Source organism: Janthinobacterium sp. GW823-FHT06H09, from assembly GCF_058794735.1.
Genome location: NZ_JBXAHC010000001.1, coordinates 75,540 through 94,134, shown reverse-complemented (window position 1 = coordinate 94,134; position 18,595 = coordinate 75,540). Strand labels below are relative to the sequence as shown.

Sequence of the window (18,595 nt, the reverse complement as noted above, 5' to 3'; positions counted from 1 at the left end):
GAACAGGACAGCATGAGCACCAGTACCAGCGCCAGCGCCAGCACCGCGGCCGCGCCGCCCACCATCCTGTGCGTCGACGACGAACCGAATATCCTGTCGTCGCTGCGGCGGCTGTTCCGCCCGCACGGCTACCGCGTGCTGACGGCCGACGGCGGCGCGGCCGGCCTGGCCCTGCTCGAGAGCGAGACGGTGGACCTGGTCATCTCCGACATGCGCATGCCGCACATGGATGGCGCGCAGTTCCTGGCCCAGGTGCGCCAGCGCTGGCCCGGCACCATCCGCCTGCTGCTGACCGGCTATGCCGATATCCAGTCCATCCTCGACGCCATCAACCAGGGCGAAATCTACCGCTACGTGACCAAGCCGTGGGACGAGAACGATATCGTGCTGGTGGTGCGCCACGCGCTGGAACGGCGCGCGCTGGAGCAGGAAAAACGGCGCCTGGAAGCGCTGACGGCCAGCCAGAACGTGGAGCTGCAGGCGCTCAACGCCAGCCTGGAAGCGAAGGTGGCCACGCGCACGCAGCAGCTGAAGCAGTCCCACGACGAGGTGCAGGCGGCCAACGAGCGCCTGAAAGCCACGTTCGTGACGACGATCAAGGTGTTTTCCAACCTGATCGAAATGCGCGGCGGCAAGCTGGCCGGCCATGCGCGGCGGGTGGCCGAGCTGGCGCGCAAGCTGGCGCAGGCGCTGGGCCTGGAAGGGCAGGAGGCGCGCGACGTGTTCATCGCGGCCCTGCTCAAGGACATCGGCAAGCTCAGCCTCAGCGACGACGTGCTGGAACTGCCGGCCAGCGCCTGGACGGGCGAGCAGCTGGCCGCCTTCCGCAAGCATCCGCTGCGCGCCGAACAGCTGCTGATGGCGCTCGACGAGCTGCGCGCCGTTTCCGTGATCCTGCGCTCGCAGCTGGAGCGCTTCGACGGCGGCGGCTTTCCCGATGGCCTGGTGGGCCTGGCCATTCCCATGGGCGCGCGCATCCTGGCGCTGGCGTCGGACTACGACGGCTTGCAGATCGGCGCCATGGTGCAGCGCAGCCTGCGCGCCGACGAGGCCCGCACCCTGATCTACGACAGCATCGGCAAGCGCTACGACCCGGCCGTGGTGGCCGCTTTCCGCAGCATCATGGAGGAGACGGAGCCGCCGGCGCGCGACCTGACCGTGCTGTCGGGCCAGCTGGAACCGGGCATGGTGCTGTCGCGCGACCTGATCAGCCGCGACGGCCTGATGCTGCTGGCGGCCGAACACGTGCTGACGGCCCGCGTGATCGCCCAGCTGCTCGATTTCGAAGGCAAGAATGGCGGGCGCCTCAGCATCCGCGTGTATGCGCCCGTGAAGGACGCCTAGGCGTTCGCGGCGGCGGTGGGCGGCTGCAGCGGCAGGTGCACGGTAAAGCGCGTGCCCTGGCCCACTTCCGACGCCACCTCGATGCGTCCGCCGTGCTTGTTGACGATGCCGTACGACAGCGACAGGCCCAGACCCGTGCCGCTGCCCACTGCCTTGGTGGTGAAGAACGGCTCGAAGATGCGGTTCAGGTGCTCGGGCGCGATGCCGGCGCCCGTGTCGCCGATCTCCACCCACACCCAGTCGCCCGCGTGGCCGGTGCGGATGCTGATCACGCCGTCGCTGCTGATGGCCTGGCCCGCGTTGACGAGCAGGTTCATGAACACCTGGTTCAGCTGCGAGGCCAGGCACAGGATCGGCGGCAGCTCGCCATAGTGCTTCTCGATGCGCGCCTTGTATTTCAACTCGTTGGCGACGATATTGAGGGTGCTGTCCAGGCCCGCATGCAGGCTGGCCACCTGCCAGTCCGTCTCGCCCACGTGGGAAAAATCCTTCAGCGCCTGCACGATGTCGCGCACGCGTTTCAAGCCATCCATCGATTCGCGCACCAGATCGACCATGTCGTCCTGCAGGAAGGCCAGGTCGGCCTGCGCGCGCACCTCGGCCACGCGCGCGGCCAGGGCCGGGCCGTCGGGCGTCTCACGCATCGCCGCTTCGTATTGCCCGATCACGCCGAACAGGGTGCCGACATAGCCTTGCAGCGAACTCATGTTGGAATTGACGAAGCCGATCGGGTTGTTGATTTCGTGCGCGATGCCGGCCGCCAGCTGGCCGATGGACGCCATCTTTTCCGATTGCAGCAGCTGGTCGTGCGCTTCCTGTAACTTGCTGATCAGTAGTTGCTGCTCTTCGCCGCGCGCCTGCAGCATCGCTTCCATGCCCTTGCGTTCCGTGATATCCGTCAGCGAGCCGATCACCTCGAACGGCACGCCGTGCTCGTCGCGCACGAGGCGCAGGCTGTCGTGCATCCACAGATAGCTGCCGTCGCGCACGCGGAAACGGTATTCATAGGCGCGCGCGCCTTCGACAAAGATCTGCGCCAGGCTGGAAAAGATGCCGGGCGCATCGTCGGGGTGGATGTGGTCGAACCAGAAATTGGGATCGGCGACCATGTCCTCGGGCTGGTAGCCCAGCACGTTCAAGGCATTGTTGCTGACAAAAGTCATCTTGAAGTCGCCGCTGGGCACGGTGCAATAGATGATGGAGGGTGTATTGTCGAGCAGGTATTGCAGGCGCACGGCCGTAGCCGCCGATGTGTCATCGCCAGGCGCCGCCCCGGCATGCCGGCCGGTATCGGGAGTGGAAAGGTCGAAATCCTCGAACTGCATCGTCACACCTCGCTGCCTGCACGGCATAGCTGTCATCCTGGCTGAATTATGCCTGATTCCGCCTGCCTTGGGCCGCCATCGGCGCGCTCAGGGGGCCAGCGGCTGCTCGACGACCGCCATGCGCCGCGCGATGCGCTGCGCCGCTTGCATGTCGCCCGCCTGTTCGGCGCGCAGGCGCTGCACGCCCAGCCAGGCCAGCAGCGGACGGCGCCATCCCTGGTCCGAGGCGGTGGCGACGGCCGTGTCGAGCAGCGCTGGCGTGGCACGGCCCGAGCGCAGCAGCACGCCGGCCGCCACCAGCCGCGACAGCGGGTCATCGATGGCCGCCACGGCGCTGGCGGCGGCCGTGTCGGATGCGGCGCCTGCTGCCGCCCGCTGCGCTTCCGGCAGCAGGGCGACATCGGCCCCTTGCGCCTTGCCGGCCAGGTAAGCCGCATACGCGCGGTCGGCGTCGTTCGCGTCCGCTTGCAGCGCATCGAAGCCCGTGCAGTCCTCGAAGGCCAGGCTGGCCACGCGCGCGGCGCAGCGCAGCAGTTCGATGCGCGCCACCAGTTCGAGCTTGCCCGTGCCCGCCACCTGGCTGCGGGCGCGGCGGAATTCCGTCTGTTCGACGAGGGCGTTGCCGCCCAGGTAGGCCGCTTGAAACCGTTCGACGGAGCTTTGCGCATTCATCTTCCAGTCGGGCACGGGCGGGCCGCTGGAGCAGGCGGCGAGCAAGGTGGACAGCAGGGCGGCGAGGGCGGGGCGGGACATTTTCATGGCAGTTTGATCTCCGGATTGCGCTTGAACGGCCATTTGCGGTTGATTTCATTGACCAGCTGTTCGACCTTGCGCAGATTGCTTTCCACATCGGCGCGCAGCGGGCCCAGGTCGGCCGTGGCCGCCCTGGCGTTGGCGCCCACGGCTTGCGCCTCGACCAGCACGGCGTCGACTTTTTTCAGGCTGTTGCGCGTGTCGGCCAGCAGCGCGTTCAGCTGCACGATGGTCGCTTGCGCATCCGTCATCACGCCCTTGTCGCCAAACACGCGCGTATCGGCATTGGCCACCAGGCCATCCGTGCGGCGCGCCAGCTGGTCGGCCGTGACGAGCAGGGCGTTGGCCCGCTCGACGAGCAGGCGCGACTGCTTGTCGTCGCCCGTCAGCAAGCCCATGGCGCCGCCCGGGCCGCTCAGCTTGCCCGTCACGGCCTGCACATTGCGCAAGGTGCCGTCGAGCGCGGAATCGCTGCCCGTCAGGGTCGCCACGTTGTTCAGCAAATCCTTGGCGGCGGCCAGCAGGCGGGGGATTTCCGCCGCCATGTCGCCCACCAGCAAATCGCGCGTGGCGTCGTCGGGCAGCGGCGGGTCCGTCAGGATGCCGCTGTAGGCGCGCAGCTTGGCGCCGCCCACGATGCCCCGCTCCAAGGTGAAGATGGAGCTGCTGCGCAGCCAGTGCGCGTCCTTGCGCGGCACGTCGACGATGACGCGCGCGCGGCCGTCCGGCGCCAGCTCGATGCGCTGCACGCGGCCGATGGGAAAGCCGGAAAAGGTCAGGTCGGCGCCCACGCCCACGCCGTCGGAATCGTCGGCCGTCAGAACCAGGGTTTGCGTGGCTTCGAAGGCACCGCGCGCATACATCAGGTAGACGACGGAGCCGACCACCAGCACGAACATGAAGATGAGCAGGATGGCCGCCTTCAGTTCGGCGTGACGCACGGGCGGCGGGGCGGGCAGGACACTATCTTGCGCGAGACCGGCGGGCGCCGTGACGTCGACCTGGTCGGGATTTTGCGGTTGGCTCATGGCTTCTGGCTCTCGTATGGGTGATTCGGGATCGCTGGCGGTGGCGGGCGGGGCATCAGTAGTAATTGCCCATCAGCGAAGCCACTTCGATCAGCAGGATGACGGAAAACAGGCGCAGCATTTCGGACAGGCCGTGCGCGGCCCACAGGCGGTTGCGCCGGCCGTGCGGGTCTTCCGGATAGTACGAGGAGGCCAGCGGGATCAGGGCCACGGCAAAGCTGAAGAAGATGACCTTGAGCATCAGGATCAGGGCCACGGCCGGATTGAAAATTTGCCCCACCACCCGCGTGTAGCCTTGCAGCGCCCACGGCGTGAAACCGTAGATGGTGAGATAGGCGAGGATCAGCGAGGTGACGCAGCTGACGATGGCCAGCATCCACACGGCGAAGATGCCCGACATGACACGAGGAAAGTATTCGCGGCGCAGCAGGTCGACGCCCTGGCGCTGCATGGTATCGAGCATGCCGGACGAGCGCATTTGCGCGAAAGCAATGCCGTCGGGCAGGGTCAGGCGCAGGGCCACGAACAGGGCGGCCGTCAGCGGTATCAATTCCAGCACCAGCACGCGCACCACCATTTCCAGCGCATAGCGCGACAGGCCGTAGCTTTGGGCGCTGACGACGACGATGCGGATGAGCACCAGGCTGACGAGAGCGCAGGCCACGCTGAACCACACGAGATTGGGCGCCGTGTTCGTCACCAGGCGGTGCGCGAGGATGGGACGGTTGTCGCGGTTATAGCTCGACGGCGACAGGGCCAGCGAAAACACGAGGATGGCGAAATGCAGCATGCGCCACCAGCTGACCAGCCAGGCCATGGTGGCCCGGTGCAGGCGGCGCAGGCTGATGATGAGGGAGACGGAGAGGGTCATCATGGCATCTTAACATCTGCCCGCCCGCCGGGCGCGTCAGGCGTGCGCGCTGAAGTAGGTCGTAATAAATTATTGTGATTTCTGACTTCCATAACCGGCGCTCTGCGGCGTTACCCGCTGCTAGCAGTGCCTGCTGCTAGCAGTGCCTGCACTGCGTCGCAACGGGCGCCTTGCAGCGCATCCGGTTCTGTTCGTCATAACTTCACAATAATTTCCCACGACCTACTTACTCAAACAGGGCGAAGCCGGCCATGACGACCATCAGCACGGCGATGTATTGCATCGGAATCCAGAACAGGGTGTGGCGCTGGCGCAGGATCACGCGCTCCTGCGTGGCCGGGTCGATCAGTTCGCGTCCTGGCGCGCTGTTCAGGCGTACGCCCGCATACCAGCTGGCGGCAGCTGCCAGCAGGAAGGCCAGGGCCAGGGTCCATGTGTGGCTCTTCGTATAGGCCTCGCCCAGGGTGGCGCCAAACAGCGCTTGCGCGGCCAGTACGACGATCAAACAGATAAGGGGGCCAAGTATGCCGAAGCCTTGCCAGATAAGCATAAAAATTCTCCAGGGGGATTGAGGGATCCCGCGGCGATTGGCGGCGGCTGTGCGCGGCGGGGGTATGAATTTTATCAGATTCACAAGAGATGAAGTTTCTTTTGGGAATGATTTTTTTGGGGGTGGACTTGCGCCTAGTGCGCCGGGCCGGCCACGCTGGCAATGATGGCGTCGGCTGCCGCCCGCACGCGGGCCGAGCGGTTCAGGTCCGCGTGCATGACCAGCCACACGTCGTAGCTTTCCGCCCGCTCGGGCCAGATGCGCACGAGCTGCGGGTCGATGTCGCCTAGATGAGTCGCCAGCTCGGCCACGCCCAGGCCCGCGCGCGTGGCTTCCTGCAGCATGGCCGCCGAGTTCACTTCCATGGCGACCCGGGCGTTGGCGACGGATTCGCCGGCGATTTTCTCCGCGTGGCGCGGCGTCACGGAATGGTGGTAGATGACGATGTCGTGGCCGGCCAGCGCCGTGCCGCGCACGGGTTCGCCCCGTTCGGCCAGATAGGTTTTCGATGCGTACAGGCCAAGGCTGCGTTTGACCAGGTGGCGCGAAATCAGGTCCGGGTCGGTGGGGCGCACGCCGCGCACGGCCAGGTCCGCTTCGCGCCGCGTCAGGCTGGCCAGCGCGGGCGCCACGTTGAGCACGATGCGGATGTCGGGGTGGGCCGCGTGCAGCCGCTGCATGGCGCGGATGACGAAATGGCTGGCCATGGTGTCCGTGGTGGCCACGCGCACCAGGCCGCTTAAACGGTTGTCGACGCCCTGCATCTCGCGCTGCAGCTTGTCGGCCGCCCGTTCCATCGCTTCGGCGGCCGTCAGCGCCAGCTCGCCTGCCGGCGTGGGCACGTAGCCCGATGGCGTGCGCAGGAACAGGGTGGCGCCCAGCGAGCTTTCCAGCGCGGCCAGGCGGCGCCCGCACGTGGCCTGGTCGATGCCCAGCAGGGCGGCCGCGCCGCGCAGGGTGCCGGCCCGCCCGATGGCGAGAAAGATGCGCGCGTTATCCCAGTCCATTGTATTTTCCTTTTTTTTTGATGCATTTTTGCATCAAGATGCCGAGTTTATGCCTGTTTACTGCATCGCGCAATGCTCGCATACTGGCTGCCCCTGTACTGCAAGGAATACCATGACTGCCTCACCACCGCGCCGCGCCAACGGCTTGATCTTGCTGACCCTGGCCTTCGGCTTCGTCATGGCGATGCTCGACGTCACGGCCGTCAACGTGGCGCTGTCCGATATCGCGCTGGACTTGCATATCCCGCTGACGGGCCTGGTCTGGGTGGTCGACGGCTACACCTTGACGTTTGCCGCGCTGCTGCTGGCCGGCGGCGCGCTGGCCGACCGCTACGGGCCGAAAGCCGTATACCAGGGCGGCCTCGGCGTCTTCCTGCTCGGCTCGGTGCTGTGCGGCGCCGCGCCCGACGGGCATTTCCTGACGGCGGCGCGCCTGCTGCAGGGGGCGGGCGCGGCCCTGTTCATGCCCAGTTCGCTCAGCCTGCTCACGCACAGTTTTGACGACGAGCGCGAACGCACGCGCATGCTGGGTGCCTGGTCGGCGCTGGTGGGCGTGGCCGGTGCGTCCGGCCCCTTGATCGGCGGTATCCTCGTGCACGAGTTCGGCTGGCGCAGCGTGTTCTGGGTGAACGTGCCGCTGGGCGTGCTGGCCATCGTCATGGCGCAGCTGCTGCTGGTCGCGCCGGCGCGTCAGCCGCGCGATTTGTCGCTGTTCAGCCATGCACTGGGCGTGGCCGCGCTGGCGGGCCTCAGTTTCGTGTTGATCGAAGGTCCCGTGCTGGGCTGGCTGTCGCCGGGCGTGCTGGCGGCGGGGGCCTTGACGGTATTGTCGGCCGGGCAATTGCTGCGGCGCGAGCGCAGCGGCAGCCATCCGCTGTTGCCGCGCGCGCTGTTTCACAGCAGCAGCTTCGGCGCGGCCAATGGCGTGGGTTTTTTGATCAATTTCTGCGTGTTCGGCCAGCTGTTCTTATTGAGCCTGTTCCTGCAGCAGTCGGGCGGCGCCGACGCCCTGCAGTCGGGCTTACGCCTGCTGCCCATGATGGCGGCCTATACGGTGGGCAATTTCATGGCGGGAAGTATTGCGGCGCGCCATGGCACGCGTAGGCCCATGCTGGCCGGCTTGCTGGTGGGCGCCGTGATGGCCTTGCTGCTGATGGGCTTGCGTCCGGGCACGCCGTATGGCTGGCTGGCGCTGGGCACGGCCGTCATGAATGTGGCCATCGGCATCGCCATTCCCGCCATGACGGCCACCGTGATGCGGGTGGCCGGCAAGCCGCATGCGAACAGCGCGGCGGCCGCCCTGAATGCCAACCGCCAGATCGGCGCCCTGGTGGGCGTGGCCCTGATCGGCAGCATCCTGCACATGTTGCCCGAATGGTCGCTGCGCCTGCCGCTGGCCTACGCGACGATTGCCGCCGCGTATGGCCTGGCGGCGGGCCTCGTCTACCGGCATGTGCATGTGCCGAAGGCCGTGGCCGCCTGAAGCAGGCTTACTGTTCGCGCGTGCTGCGCCATTCCACCAGTTCTTCGATGGTGAGGATCGGCATGCCATGCAGCTCGGCGAAGCGCTCGATATCATCGCCGCGCATCATGGTGCCGTCCGGGTTCATCAGCTCGCACAGCACGGCGGCCGGGTTCAGGCCCGCCATGCGCGACAGGTCGACGGAGCCTTCCGTGTGGCCACGGCGCTCGAGCACGCCGCCAGGCGCGGCGCGCAGGGGGAAGACGTGGCCGGGGCGCACCAGGTCGGCGGGCTTGGCGTCCGGCGCGATGGCGGCGCGGATGGTGGTGACCCTGTCGGCGGCCGACACGCCCGTCGTGACGCCGTCGCGCGCCTCGATGGAGACGGTAAACGGCGTGCCGTAGCGGCTGCCGTTGTCGGGCGACATGGGCGGCAATTCCAGCGCGCTGACGACATCTGTCGGCAGGCACAGGCAGACGATGCCGCTGCATTCGCGGATCAGCAAAGCCATGGTTTCGTTCGTCAATTTTTCGGCAGACAGGATCAGGTCGGCTTCGTTTTCACGGTCGAAATCGTCGAGCAGGATGACGGGGATGCCGGCGCGCATGGCGGCCAGGGCGGACTGGATGCGACCTTCCAGGTCGTTGGAAAGCAGGGTATAGCTGTTGACTAACATGGTGAAACGCTCCTCGCATAGGCGAAAAACGCTGCAGGGCAAGCGAATAGACGCAACTGGCCGCATCGCCGTGGCGATGGGACATCACACTACTGCACATCTTCTTTCATCCGGACTATACCGTCGGCTCTGGATTCACACCAGATCTGCTGACCTCACCAGGCGGTGCCTGGAAAGCGCTCGCGGGCTTGACCGTTGCCGGTCTTACCGCCGGTGGGGAATCGCACCCCGCCCCGAAGACGTATTGTTGTGCCGATCCACATGACCGGCGGCAATACTTTAGCACAATTGAAAAAAGCTGGCAGGACACCGTTGAGTTTGTCATTCGGCAAAGTTGCCTGGGGAAAAGCGGTTTTTCCTAAGCTGTTTTTAATGGCGGAAACAGAATTTCAGTGTAAGGTATGGCTACTGAATTTTACCGTTGAGAATACATGAAGCTGAGTAAATTACGCCTGATCTCGGGCGCCGTCTTGCTGGCGTGCGCCTGCATGGCCCAGGCGGAAATCCGTTTGACCGATCCCCTGCCGCTGGCACCAGAAGTTACCGTCGGAAAACTGCCGAACGGCTTGACCTACTACATCAAGAAAAATGCCCGTCCCGCGCAGAAAGTGGAATTGCGCCTGGTGGTGAAAGCCGGTTCCATCCTGGAAGATGACGACCAGCAAGGCCTGGCGCATTTCACGGAACACATGGCCTTCAATGGCTCCACGCATTTCAAGCGCAATGAGCTGATTTCCTATTTGCAATCGATCGGCGTGAAGTTCGGCGCCGACCTGAATGCTTACACGAGCTTCGATGAAACCGTCTACGTGTTGCCGATTCCCACGAACAAGAAGGAAAACCTGGAAAAAGGTTTTCTCGTGCTGGAAGACTGGGCGCACGGCTTGAAATTCAATCCGGCCGACATCAACAGCGAGCGCGGCATCGTGCTGGAAGAGGCGCGCCTGGGCAAGGGCGCCAGCGACCGCATGAACAAGGTGCTGTATCCGAAGCTGCTGAACGGTTCGCGCTATGCGGAACGCATGCCGATCGGCAAGGAATCCGTGTTGAAAACCTTCAAGCCGGAAGCCATCAAGCGTTTCTACAAGGATTGGTACCGTCCCGACCTGATGGCCGTGATGGTGGTCGGCGACGTGGAGCCGAAACAGGCTGAAAAGCTGATCCAGCAGCATTTTGGCAAGCTGAAAAACCCCGCGAAACCGCGTCCGCGCCTGTATGCGGAAGTACCGCAGCGCTCGCAGACGGAAGCGCTGGTGATCACGGACAAGGAAGCGCCCGACGACAGCGTCTTCATCCGCTACCCGATCCGCGCCGCGCAGGAGCCCGTCACCATTGCCGACTACCGCCGCCAGATGATCGAAAACCTGTATGGGCAAATGCTCAGCGCCCGCATGCAGGAATTGACGCAGCAGGCCAACCCGCCGTTCATCCAGGGCGGCAGCAGCATGGGCAAGCTGGTGCGCGGCTATGAATCGTTCAGCGCCTATGCCTTGCTGGGCAAGGGCGGCGTGCAGCCGGCCGTCGATGCGCTGGTGCAGGAAGACGAGCGGGCGCGCCGCTTCGGTTTCAGCCAGGATGAGCTGGACCGTGCGCGCAAGGACATGCTGCGCAATTACGAGCGCGCCTACAGCGAACGCGACAAATCCGATTCCTCGGGTTTCGTGGCCGAGTATTCGCGCAATTTCCTGGAACAGGAAGCCATCCCCGGCATCGCCAATGAATTGCTGTACGCACAGGAACTCTTGCCGCAGGTGACCTTGCAGGAAATCAACGAAACGGTGGCCAAGGTGATTCCCGACCAGCAAAAGAAACTGGTGGTCTTCATGGGCGCCGAGCCGAAGGCGGGCGACACGACGTCCAGCGTGCCGACGCAGCAGCAACTGCTCGACGCCGTGGCGCAGGCGGAGCGGCAAACCGTCGAGCCGCGCACGGAAAAAGTGCTTGCCAGCAAGCTGATGGACGGCCCGCCGGCCGGCGGCAGCATCGTCTCGGAAAAGCTGAACAGCGCCATCGGCGTGACGGAATTGACCCTGGGCAATGGCGTGCGCGTGCTGCTGAAACCGACGGACTTCAAGAACGACCAGGTGCTGATGGGTTCGACCCGTTTCGGCGGCCAGTCGCTGTTTGGCGACGCCGACATCTACAACGCCCGCTACGCCAGCGCCGTGGTCGGCAGCATGGGTCTGAAGGATTTGGCGCCGCTGGACTTGCAAAAAGTATTGGCCGGCAAAACGGTCAATGTGGGCGCTTCGCTGGGCGAACTGAGCGAAGGCTTTGGCGGCTCGGCCAGCAGCGCCGACGTGGAAGCCATGCTGCAGCTCGTGTATTTGTATTTCAATGACGTGCGCAAGGATGCGGGCCTGTACCAGTCCTTCATCGGCAAGCAGCAGGACCTGGCGAAAAACAGCATGGCGCAGCCGGAAGCCGTGTTTTACGACGCCATCCAGCACGCCATGTATGGCGACAACCCCCGTGTCGATGGCGTGCCGCGCGCGGCCGATTTCGACAAGGTGGGCCTGGACCGCTCATTGGACATCTTCCGCCAGCGTTTTTCCAGCGCGCGCGGCATGACCTTCATCTTTGCGGGCAGCTTCGAGCTCGACAAGATCAAGCCGCTGATCGCCAGCTACCTGGGCACCTTGCCCGTGGGCGAGGTGGCGCACGCCTACCGCGACGTGGGCATGCGCCCGGTGACCGGGGTCGTCAAGAAGGATATCTATATGGGCAGCGAGCCCAAGAGTACGATTTCCATCACCTTCAATGGCGACGTCGTGTATTCGGACGAGCAAAAACTGACCCTGCAGGCGTTGGGCGAGGTGCTGAACCTGAAAGTCATCGAAGTGCTGCGCGAAAAGATGAGCATGATCTATGGCGGCGGCTTTGAAACCTCGATGGGCCAGCATCCGTACGGCCATTATTCGGTGGCCTTGAACTTGCCGACGGGACCGGAAAACGTGGACAAGGTGATCGCCGCCGCCTTTGCCGAAATCAACAAGATGAAGGCGGACGGGCCATCCGTGGCCGACCTGGAAAAGGTCAAGCTGAACTGGATCACGCGCCAGCAGAAATCCCTGCGCGAAAACAACTACTGGATGAATCAGTTGATGGGTTCGGTGACGCAGGGGCGCGACCCCGCGCACATTCTGCGCTATGAGCAACGCGTGCGCGCCATCACGCCGCAAGCCGTCAAACTGGCGGCGCAGCGCTACCTGGACATGCATAATTATGTGCAGGTGGTGCTGTATCCGGAACGTAAAAATGTTGCAGCCAAGTAATCCTCGTGTTTGATCTGCATGGGCGGCAGCGTGGCGAAGCTGTTAAACTGCCGCTTATTGATGTGATATCGCAATTTAACAAGCAAGGAAATACGATGGCTAAGAAAGAAGAGCTCGATCCGGAAACCCTGGAGTTGATCAACTGGTGTATCGAGGTCGAAGGCTTCCTCGTGGCCGGCGGCGCCACCGTGGCGCAGGCGCAGGACCACATCGAAGAGCAGGTCGAGTGGTTTACCGACCAGTTCTACGACGGCTTGACGCCGGAAGAGGCGGCCAAGGAAGCCTTGGCCTGACCTTTTAAACACGACTTACAGCGGGCGGTGCCTGCCGGGCACAGCCCGGTAGCGCCGCCCGTTTTGCTTTTCTGAAAAGATTTCCATCGGGCAATTAAATTTCCTATTCACTCCAGGCACCCATGACACTCCGTTCACGCATTCTCCTCCTGTGTTTCAGCACCTTGCTGGGCATCGTCCTCATCGCTTCCTTCTCCCTGTATTCCCTGCGCCAGACCATGATGGCCGAGCGCGTCGAGCAATTGACGGTGCTGGTCGAATTGGCCAACGCATCCGTGGAAAAGGCGTACGCGCTGGAACAGTCGGGCAAGCTCACGCGGGAGCAGGCCCAGCAGCAGGCCAAGCTGGCCATCGGCAGCTTCGTCAAGGACGAAATGTATTACTTTGTGCGCGATTTCAGCACGGATTTGCTGTACGTGCACCCGAATGCGTCGCGCATCGGCACGCCGCAAAAGAACATGAAGCAGTCGGGCGACCGCTACCGCGCCGCGCTGGCCAACAGCCGCATCGGCCTCGTGCAGGCGGACGGCACGCGTCCGGGCGTGCCCGACCCTGTGGCGAAGATGTATGCCGTGGTGAAATTTGCACCGTGGGACTGGCTGATCGGCACGGGCACGTATATCGATGACATCAACCACAAATTCTGGGCCCAGGCGGGCGTGCTGCTGGCCATCGGCGGCGCGCTGATGCTGGTGGTGGGCGCGCTGGCAGCGTTGATGCTGCGCCGCATCCTGGCCCAGCTCGGTGGCGAACCCGACTATGCCGCCGCCATCGTGGCGCAAATCGCCCAGGGCGACCTGACCACGCAGATCGACACGCGTCCCGGTGATACGTCCAGTTTGCTGATGGCCATCAAGGCCATGCGCGACAACCTGGCGCATCTGGTGAGTCAGGTGCGCAGCGATGCGGAATCGATTTCCACGGCATCGGGCGAGATTGCCTCGGGCAACCACGACCTGTCGGCGCGCACTGAGCAGCAGGCGGGTTCCTTGGAAGAAACGGCATCGACCATGGAAGAAATGACCTCGACCGTGCGCCAGAATGCGGACAATGCGCGCCAGGCGAACCAGCTGGCCATTTCCGCCTCGCAAGTGGCGAGCCAGGCGGGCGGCGTGGTGAGCCAGGTGGTCGACACCATGGGCGCCATCAATGCCTCGTCGAAGAAAATCGGCGACATCATCGCTGTCATTGACGGCATCGCCTTCCAGACGAATATCCTGGCCCTGAATGCGGCCGTGGAAGCGGCGCGCGCGGGCGAGCAGGGCCGTGGTTTCGCCGTCGTCGCCAGCGAGGTGCGCAACCTGGCCCAGCGCTCAGCCAGTGCCGCCAAGGAAATCAAGCAACTGATCGACAGTTCCGCCGAGCAAGTGGGCGCCGGTGAAAAACTGGTGGCGCTGGCGGGCGAGACGATGGAAAAAGTCGTCTCCAGCGTGCAGCACGTGACCGATATCGTGGCCGAGATTTCCTCGGCCAGCGCCGAGCAGAGCGCCGGCATCGAGCAGATCAACCAGGCCATCGTCGAGATGGATAACATGACGCAGCAAAACTCGGCCCTGGTCGAGCAGGCATCGGCGGCAGCGCAGGCCATGAACGAGCAGGCGGCCGGGCTGGCGCAGATCGTCAGCGTATTCAAGGTGGGCGCCGTGGCGCCGGCTGCGGCGCAGCGGCGCCTGACGCGCTAGCCGCTTTTTATCTGTCACGGGGGAACTTATCCCCGGCTCACCTGTCCAAACTTTTTCGTCCGCAATGGATGCACAGAAGAGGTGAGCATGACAGAAGGTTTTTCCTATCACGCGGCATTTGCCCGCAACCTGGGCTGGGTCACGCAGGCGGAGCAAAACAGCTTGCGCGGCAAGCGCGTGGCCATCGCGGGCATGGGCGGCGTGGGCGGCGTGCACTTGCTGACCCTGGCGCGGCTGGGCATCGGCGCCTTCCACATCGCCGATTTCGACACCTTCGATATCGCCAACTTCAACCGCCAGGCCGGCGCCATGATGTCGACCCTGGGCCAGCCCAAGGTGGCCGTATTGGCGCAGATGGCGAAGGACATCAATCCCGAACTGGAGATTAAACAATTTCCCGACGGCATACACGACAGCAACCTGGCGGAGTTCTTTGCCGGTGTCGACCTGTACGTGGATGGCCTCGATTTCTTTGCCTTCCCCGCGCGCCAGGCCACCTTCGCCACGTGCGCGCGCCTGGGCATTCCCGCCATCACGGCCGCGCCGCTGGGCATGGGCACGGCCGTGCTCAGCTTCATGCCGGGCGGCATGACGTTCGAAGAGTATTTTGGCTGGGGCGACTTGCCCGAGGAAGAAAAGGCCCTGCGCTTCCTCGTCGGGCTGGCGCCGTCCGGCTTGCACGGCCCCTATCTGGTCGACCCGTCCGCCATCAACCTGAAGGAGCGGCGCGGACCGTCGACCATCATGGGCTGCCAGCTGTGCGCGGGCGCGGCCGCCACGGAAGCCTTGAAAATCCTGTTAAAACGGGGCAAGGTGATGGCGGCGCCGCACGGCGTGCATTTCGACGCCTACCGCAACAAGCTCGTGCATACTTGGCGTCCAGGCGGCAACCGTCATCCGCTGCAGCGCCTGACGATGGCCATCATCAAGCGGCGCCGCGCCGCACAGGGGGCATAAATGGCGCAAGCATTGCTGAACGATCCCGTGCTGGAAAACATCCTCGAGCAGGCGCGCTGGGCGCCCAGCGGCGACAATACGCAGCCGTGGCGCTTTGAAGTCGTGGACCAGCGGCACGTGGTCGTGCATGGTTTCGATACGCGCAGCCATTGCGTGTACGACCTCGACGGCCATCCCAGCCAGCTGTCGCTGGGTGCCTTGCTTGAAAGCATGGCCCTGGCGGCCAGCTGTCACGGCTTGCGCATGGAAGCGCGCCGGCGTTTTTCCATGCCCGACACCTTGCCCACCTTCGACGTACGGCTGGTCGACAGCCCGGGCATGCTGCCCGATCCGCTGGCGGCCTTCCTGCCCCGGCGCAGCGTGCAGCGGCGCCGGCTCAGCACGCGCAGCCTGCGCGCCAGCGAAAAGGCGGCATTGGCGGCCAGCTTGCCGCCCGGCTACGGCGTGCAGTGGTTCGAAGGCGGGCGCGCGCGCCTGGCCTGCGCGCGGCTGATGTTCGACAATGCGAAGCTGCGCCTGACCATGCCCGAAGCGCACAAGGTGCACCGCGACGTCATTGAATGGGGGGCGCGCTTCAGTGCCGACCGCATCCCGGAGCAGGCGCTCGGCGTCGATGCCATGACGGCGCGGCTGATGCGCTGGGTCATGCACAGCTGGCGCCGCGTGGATTTTTTCAATACCTGGCTGGGCGGCACGATTGCCCCGCGGCTGCAGATGGACTTGCTGCCGGGCCTGTATTGTGCCGCGCATTTCGTGCTGCTGGCCGATGCGCCGCCGCGCCATATCGACGATTACGTGGCGGCCGGCCGCGCCATGCAGCGCTTCTGGCTGACGGCCACGCAACTGGGACTGCAATTGCAGCCGGAACTGACGCCGCTGATCTTTGCCCGCTACGTGCGCGAACGGCGCGCCTTTTCGCGCACCGATGGCATGCAGGACATGGCGCAGGAGCTGGCCGTGCAATGCCAGGGCGTGCTGGGGGAGGCGGCGGTCGAGCGGGCCGTGTTCCTAGGGCGCATCGGCGCCGGGCCGGCGGCCAGTGCGCGCTCGCTGCGCCGTCCGCTGCAAGACTTGCTGGTGGCGCCCACGGCTGGGCCGTGAGGCGTGACTCCCTGCGCGGTCAGCGCCGCCGCCGTGGCGCCAGGGCAGCCAGCGCCGCCAGACCCGCCACCAGCAGCGGCAAGGTGCCAGGTAGCGGTATCGGCGTGTCCGTCGGCACATAGGCCAGTTCGGAACTGTTCAGCATGTTCAATACCAGGGTATAGCTGCCTGCCACCAGATTGTCCGTGACGGCGCCATACTGCCCGCCGCACGTCGTGCCGATGCCGGTGCCCGTGGGCGCGCCGCAGCCGCCGGGATCGTAGGTGAACACGCTGCCGCTGGTCAGCGGCGTTTGTGCGTATCCTGTGTTGAGGCTGGCGGCGTCGGCCAGTTCGGTGCCGCCCAGGATGCCGGAGCCCAGGTTGCCGTCGGGGGCCCAGTTGAAGACGATCTGGCCATGTTCATCGATGATGGTAAACGTCATCGCCATATTCGTCGTGGCCGCCGAGCCCGTGCCGGCCAGGGCATCGAGGTACAACTGCATGAAAGGCAGGGCCTGGAAGTCGAAGGCCAGGGTCGCGCCCGGTTGGCCGACGACGAAATTGACGGTCATCGCGGTACTGGAACCGTTGCGTCCCGAGGCGTCGGCGCTGCCGCCGCCCGCGAGAAAGGTTTCCGCCGCATTCACCGTGTGCGTACTGGTCGAGCCTGGTGGAAAGGGGGGGATTTGCGAGGTGACGATCTGCGCCTCGCCGCGCGCAAACGAGGCCGTGCCCATGCCTTGTTGCGTAAAATCATTTTCCCCCTTGGTGACGGCGCCGCGTGTCGCTTGCTGCGCATCGATCTCGTTGCTGCCGCCGTGGATGACGCTGCTGCCATTGAGCGTGGCGGTGGTGCGCGACAGGTCGATATTGCTGACCAAGGTGGTGGAGCCGGTGGGGTTGCTGATGACGAGGCCAAAGACGCTGGTGTACGAATAGCCATAGGCGGCGGCGCCGGCAGTGCCGCTGCTGGCCAGCAACAGCAAGGCCAGCAAGGCCGTTGGCAAGCGGGTACAAGAAAATGTAGTCATGAAAATCCTCATCTGCCGGTCGGCCGCGTTGTAAGGAAAACCGACAGGCTTGCCACATAAAAAAAGGCGAGGAGACTCCCTCGCCTGTAAATCCCCCTGTTGCCTGGTTCAGGCGGCAACCTTGCGGCGGCGGGCATAGCCCAGGCCAGCCAGGCCCAGACCCAGCAGTGCCAGAGTGCCAGGTTCCGGCACCGCCTGTTTCACTAGGTCCACGCTTTCCACCGCATTCAAGGTCAAGGTGTAGTTGCCGGCCGTTAAAGCATTGCTGACGGAGCTGAAGTTGCTGCCGCAGCCCGTACCCACGCCCGTGCCCGTGGGCGTGCCGCAGCCGGAAGGGTCGTAGGTGAACAGGTTGCCGCGCGTCAGGAAATTGGTCGCCAGACTGGTGTTCAGGTTGGCGCCGTCGGCGTTTTCCGTGCCACCGAAGATGCCCGAGCCGATCACGCCATCGGGCGTCCAGTTGAACACCGTCAGGCCCGCCGCATCCGTGATGGTGAAGGTGACGACCAGGTTGGCCGTGGCCGTGGACAACTGGCCGACCGTGCTTTGCAGGAAGACCTGCATGAAGGGCGACGCCAGGAAGTCAAAGCTCAGCGTCGCCGTGGGCGAACCGACGACGAAATCGACGGAAAAACCCGTGGTCGAGCCATTGCGCCCGGAGGCATCGGCCGTACCGGCAGGGCCGCCCAGATGGGCTTCGGCCACGTTCACCACCTGGGTGGAGGTGGAGCCGGGCGGGAACGAAGGGAACTGCGTGCTGACGATCTGCGCATCGCCGCGCGAATAGGTGCCAGTGGGGCCTTGCTGGGTGAAGTCGTTTTCGCCCTTGGTGACGGCACCGACGTTGGCGCGCGGCGCGTCGAGCGAACCGGCGCCGCCGTTGATGACGCTCACGCCGTTCAGGGTGGCCGTGCTGCGCGAAATCGTGGTGCTGTTGGCCACCGTGATCTGGCCCGTCGGCACGGCGATGACCAGGCCGAAGATGTTGTTGTAGGAATAGCCGTAGGCGCCCGCTTGTGCGCTACCGGCCGCGCACAGCATGGCCAGTGTCGCTGCCGCCGGGAGCAGTTTCAGTTTAGAAAGTTTCATGTCATTCACCTCGTGGTTGAGTGAGTCTGGAAGTCTTGCCTGAGTCCTGTCGGCAGGTGCTCATGGCCAGACTTAAGCGACTTCCATGCCAACGCATGAGGTTCTTTTGAAATCAATGACTTGGCGTGCTTTTGTTGACACAGTGCAGGTGTTGCCGGACGCGTTGTAAG

General features: G+C 64.6%; 17 protein-coding genes and 1 riboswitch. Of the genes, 8 read left to right on the top strand and 9 right to left on the bottom strand.

All coding sequences use genetic code 11. The features are described 5' to 3' along the window. The first annotated feature begins 12 nt into the window (after positions 1-12). The gene (gene nosR, locus AC1Q6X_RS00450) at positions 13-1,344 is read left to right on the top strand and encodes a response regulator c-di-GMP phosphodiesterase, NosR family (RefSeq protein WP_492494439.1); all 1,332 of its coding nucleotides are present in this window, start codon (positions 13-15) and stop codon (positions 1,342-1,344) included. On the opposite strand, the gene AC1Q6X_RS00445 is transcribed toward nosR, so the two are convergent. The 6 genes from AC1Q6X_RS00445 to AC1Q6X_RS00420 all read right to left on the bottom strand — a co-directional run bounded on the left by AC1Q6X_RS00445 (position 1,341) and on the right by AC1Q6X_RS00420 (position 6,878). After that, positions 1,341-2,669 carry an ATP-binding protein gene (locus AC1Q6X_RS00445; protein WP_230505337.1) on the bottom strand — a complete coding sequence of 443 codons (1,329 nt, stop codon included), beginning with the start codon at positions 2,667-2,669 and terminating at the stop codon, positions 1,341-1,343. The genes nosR and AC1Q6X_RS00445 overlap by 4 nt on opposite strands. 87 nt (positions 2,670-2,756) lie before the next feature. Beyond that, complete coding sequence (locus AC1Q6X_RS00440; protein ID WP_492494437.1) at positions 2,757-3,428, bottom strand: hypothetical protein; 672 nt, start codon at positions 3,426-3,428, stop codon at positions 2,757-2,759. After that, positions 3,425-4,450, bottom strand: a complete 1,026-nt coding sequence (locus AC1Q6X_RS00435) for an MlaD family protein (RefSeq protein WP_070223932.1) — start codon at positions 4,448-4,450, stop codon at positions 3,425-3,427. The genes AC1Q6X_RS00440 and AC1Q6X_RS00435 overlap by 4 nt, the downstream gene beginning before the upstream one ends. Positions 4,451-4,505: 55 nt before the next feature. Next, complete coding sequence (locus tag AC1Q6X_RS00430; protein WP_070224172.1) at positions 4,506-5,321, bottom strand: MlaE family ABC transporter permease; 816 nt, start codon at positions 5,319-5,321, stop codon at positions 4,506-4,508. A 226-nt stretch (positions 5,322-5,547) separates the two neighbouring features. Beyond that, a complete protein-coding gene (locus tag AC1Q6X_RS00425) occupies positions 5,548-5,871 on the bottom strand; it encodes a hypothetical protein (RefSeq protein WP_070223930.1) in 324 nt (107 codons plus the stop codon). Positions 5,872-6,005: 134 nt separating this feature from the next. Beyond that, on the bottom strand, positions 6,006-6,878 hold the full coding sequence (locus tag AC1Q6X_RS00420) for a LysR family transcriptional regulator (protein WP_409028258.1): 873 nt from the start codon (positions 6,876-6,878) through the stop codon (positions 6,006-6,008). Positions 6,879-6,990: 112 nt separating this feature from the next. Between AC1Q6X_RS00420 and AC1Q6X_RS00415 the strand changes: the two genes are divergently transcribed. Beyond that, the gene (locus AC1Q6X_RS00415) at positions 6,991-8,361 is read left to right on the top strand and encodes an MFS transporter (RefSeq protein WP_492494434.1); all 1,371 of its coding nucleotides are present in this window, start codon (positions 6,991-6,993) and stop codon (positions 8,359-8,361) included. Between the two features lie 7 nt (positions 8,362-8,368). On the opposite strand, the gene ribB is transcribed toward AC1Q6X_RS00415, so the two are convergent. After that, the gene (gene ribB / locus AC1Q6X_RS00410) at positions 8,369-9,016 is read right to left on the bottom strand and encodes a 3,4-dihydroxy-2-butanone-4-phosphate synthase (protein WP_121670015.1); all 648 of its coding nucleotides are present in this window, start codon (positions 9,014-9,016) and stop codon (positions 8,369-8,371) included. A gap of 94 nt (positions 9,017-9,110) precedes the next feature. Beyond that, positions 9,111-9,261, bottom strand: a riboswitch (FMN riboswitch). Between the two features lie 16 nt (positions 9,262-9,277). On the opposite strand from ribB, the gene AC1Q6X_RS00405 reads away from it, so the two are divergent. The 6 genes from AC1Q6X_RS00405 (at position 9,278) to AC1Q6X_RS00380 (ending at position 16,324) form a co-directional block, all read left to right on the top strand. Beyond that, entirely contained in the window at positions 9,278-9,451 is a 174-nt protein-coding gene (locus tag AC1Q6X_RS00405; protein WP_492494432.1) for a hypothetical protein, read from the top strand. Then, complete coding sequence (locus AC1Q6X_RS00400; protein WP_492494430.1) at positions 9,448-12,291, top strand: M16 family metallopeptidase; 2,844 nt, start codon at positions 9,448-9,450, stop codon at positions 12,289-12,291. Before AC1Q6X_RS00405 ends, AC1Q6X_RS00400 begins: the two co-directional genes overlap by 4 nt. A 95-nt stretch (positions 12,292-12,386) precedes the next feature. After that, positions 12,387-12,584, top strand: coding sequence for a hypothetical protein (locus AC1Q6X_RS00395; protein ID WP_010399555.1), 198 nt, complete (start codon positions 12,387-12,389; stop codon positions 12,582-12,584). 122 nt (positions 12,585-12,706) lie between these two features. After that, positions 12,707-14,266: a methyl-accepting chemotaxis protein gene (locus AC1Q6X_RS00390; RefSeq protein WP_070311430.1), complete on the top strand. Its 1,560-nt coding sequence runs from the start codon at positions 12,707-12,709 to the stop codon at positions 14,264-14,266. Positions 14,267-14,353: 87 nt separating this feature from the next. Beyond that, entirely contained in the window at positions 14,354-15,223 is an 870-nt protein-coding gene (locus AC1Q6X_RS00385; RefSeq protein ID WP_070223918.1) for a ThiF family adenylyltransferase, read from the top strand. Continuing rightward, positions 15,224-16,324 carry a nitroreductase family protein gene (locus AC1Q6X_RS00380; protein WP_492494427.1) on the top strand — a complete coding sequence of 367 codons (1,101 nt, stop codon included), beginning with the start codon at positions 15,224-15,226 and terminating at the stop codon, positions 16,322-16,324. It abuts the gene before it with no gap. Positions 16,325-16,343: 19 nt separating this feature from the next. Here the strand turns inward: AC1Q6X_RS00380 and AC1Q6X_RS00375 are convergent, their stop codons facing one another. Both AC1Q6X_RS00375 and AC1Q6X_RS00370 read right to left on the bottom strand, forming a co-directional pair. After that, a complete protein-coding gene (locus tag AC1Q6X_RS00375; RefSeq protein WP_492417316.1) occupies positions 16,344-17,336 on the bottom strand; it encodes an EDSAP-1 family PEP-CTERM protein in 993 nt (330 codons plus the stop codon). A gap of 108 nt (positions 17,337-17,444) precedes the next feature. Beyond that, on the bottom strand, positions 17,445-18,425 hold the full coding sequence (locus AC1Q6X_RS00370; protein ID WP_083287582.1) for an EDSAP-1 family PEP-CTERM protein: 981 nt from the start codon (positions 18,423-18,425) through the stop codon (positions 17,445-17,447). Positions 18,426-18,595 lie beyond the last annotated feature (170 nt).

Bases quoted from the DNA above. Each gene is read 5' to 3' on its own strand.
- nosR (WP_492494439.1), top strand. From the start codon at position 13: ATGAGCACCAGTACCAGCGCCAGCGCCAGCACCGCGGCCGCGCCGCCC.
- AC1Q6X_RS00445 (WP_230505337.1), bottom strand. From the start codon at position 2,669: ATGCAGTTCGAGGATTTCGACCTTTCCACTCCCGATACCGGCCGGCAT.
- AC1Q6X_RS00440 (WP_492494437.1), bottom strand. From the start codon at position 3,428: ATGAAAATGTCCCGCCCCGCCCTCGCCGCCCTGCTGTCCACCTTGCTC.
- AC1Q6X_RS00435 (WP_070223932.1), bottom strand. From the start codon at position 4,450: ATGAGCCAACCGCAAAATCCCGACCAGGTCGACGTCACGGCGCCCGCC.
- AC1Q6X_RS00430 (WP_070224172.1), bottom strand. From the start codon at position 5,321: ATGACCCTCTCCGTCTCCCTCATCATCAGCCTGCGCCGCCTGCACCGG.
- AC1Q6X_RS00425 (WP_070223930.1), bottom strand. From the start codon at position 5,871: ATGCTTATCTGGCAAGGCTTCGGCATACTTGGCCCCCTTATCTGTTTG.
- AC1Q6X_RS00420 (WP_409028258.1), bottom strand. From the start codon at position 6,878: ATGGACTGGGATAACGCGCGCATCTTTCTCGCCATCGGGCGGGCCGGC.
- AC1Q6X_RS00415 (WP_492494434.1), top strand. From the start codon at position 6,991: ATGACTGCCTCACCACCGCGCCGCGCCAACGGCTTGATCTTGCTGACC.
- ribB (WP_121670015.1), bottom strand. From the start codon at position 9,016: ATGTTAGTCAACAGCTATACCCTGCTTTCCAACGACCTGGAAGGTCGC.
- AC1Q6X_RS00405 (WP_492494432.1), top strand. From the start codon at position 9,278: ATGACCGGCGGCAATACTTTAGCACAATTGAAAAAAGCTGGCAGGACA.
- AC1Q6X_RS00400 (WP_492494430.1), top strand. From the start codon at position 9,448: ATGAAGCTGAGTAAATTACGCCTGATCTCGGGCGCCGTCTTGCTGGCG.
- AC1Q6X_RS00395 (WP_010399555.1), top strand. From the start codon at position 12,387: ATGGCTAAGAAAGAAGAGCTCGATCCGGAAACCCTGGAGTTGATCAAC.
- AC1Q6X_RS00390 (WP_070311430.1), top strand. From the start codon at position 12,707: ATGACACTCCGTTCACGCATTCTCCTCCTGTGTTTCAGCACCTTGCTG.
- AC1Q6X_RS00385 (WP_070223918.1), top strand. From the start codon at position 14,354: ATGACAGAAGGTTTTTCCTATCACGCGGCATTTGCCCGCAACCTGGGC.
- AC1Q6X_RS00380 (WP_492494427.1), top strand. From the start codon at position 15,224: ATGGCGCAAGCATTGCTGAACGATCCCGTGCTGGAAAACATCCTCGAG.
- AC1Q6X_RS00375 (WP_492417316.1), bottom strand. From the start codon at position 17,336: ATGACTACATTTTCTTGTACCCGCTTGCCAACGGCCTTGCTGGCCTTG.
- AC1Q6X_RS00370 (WP_083287582.1), bottom strand. From the start codon at position 18,425: ATGAAACTTTCTAAACTGAAACTGCTCCCGGCGGCAGCGACACTGGCC.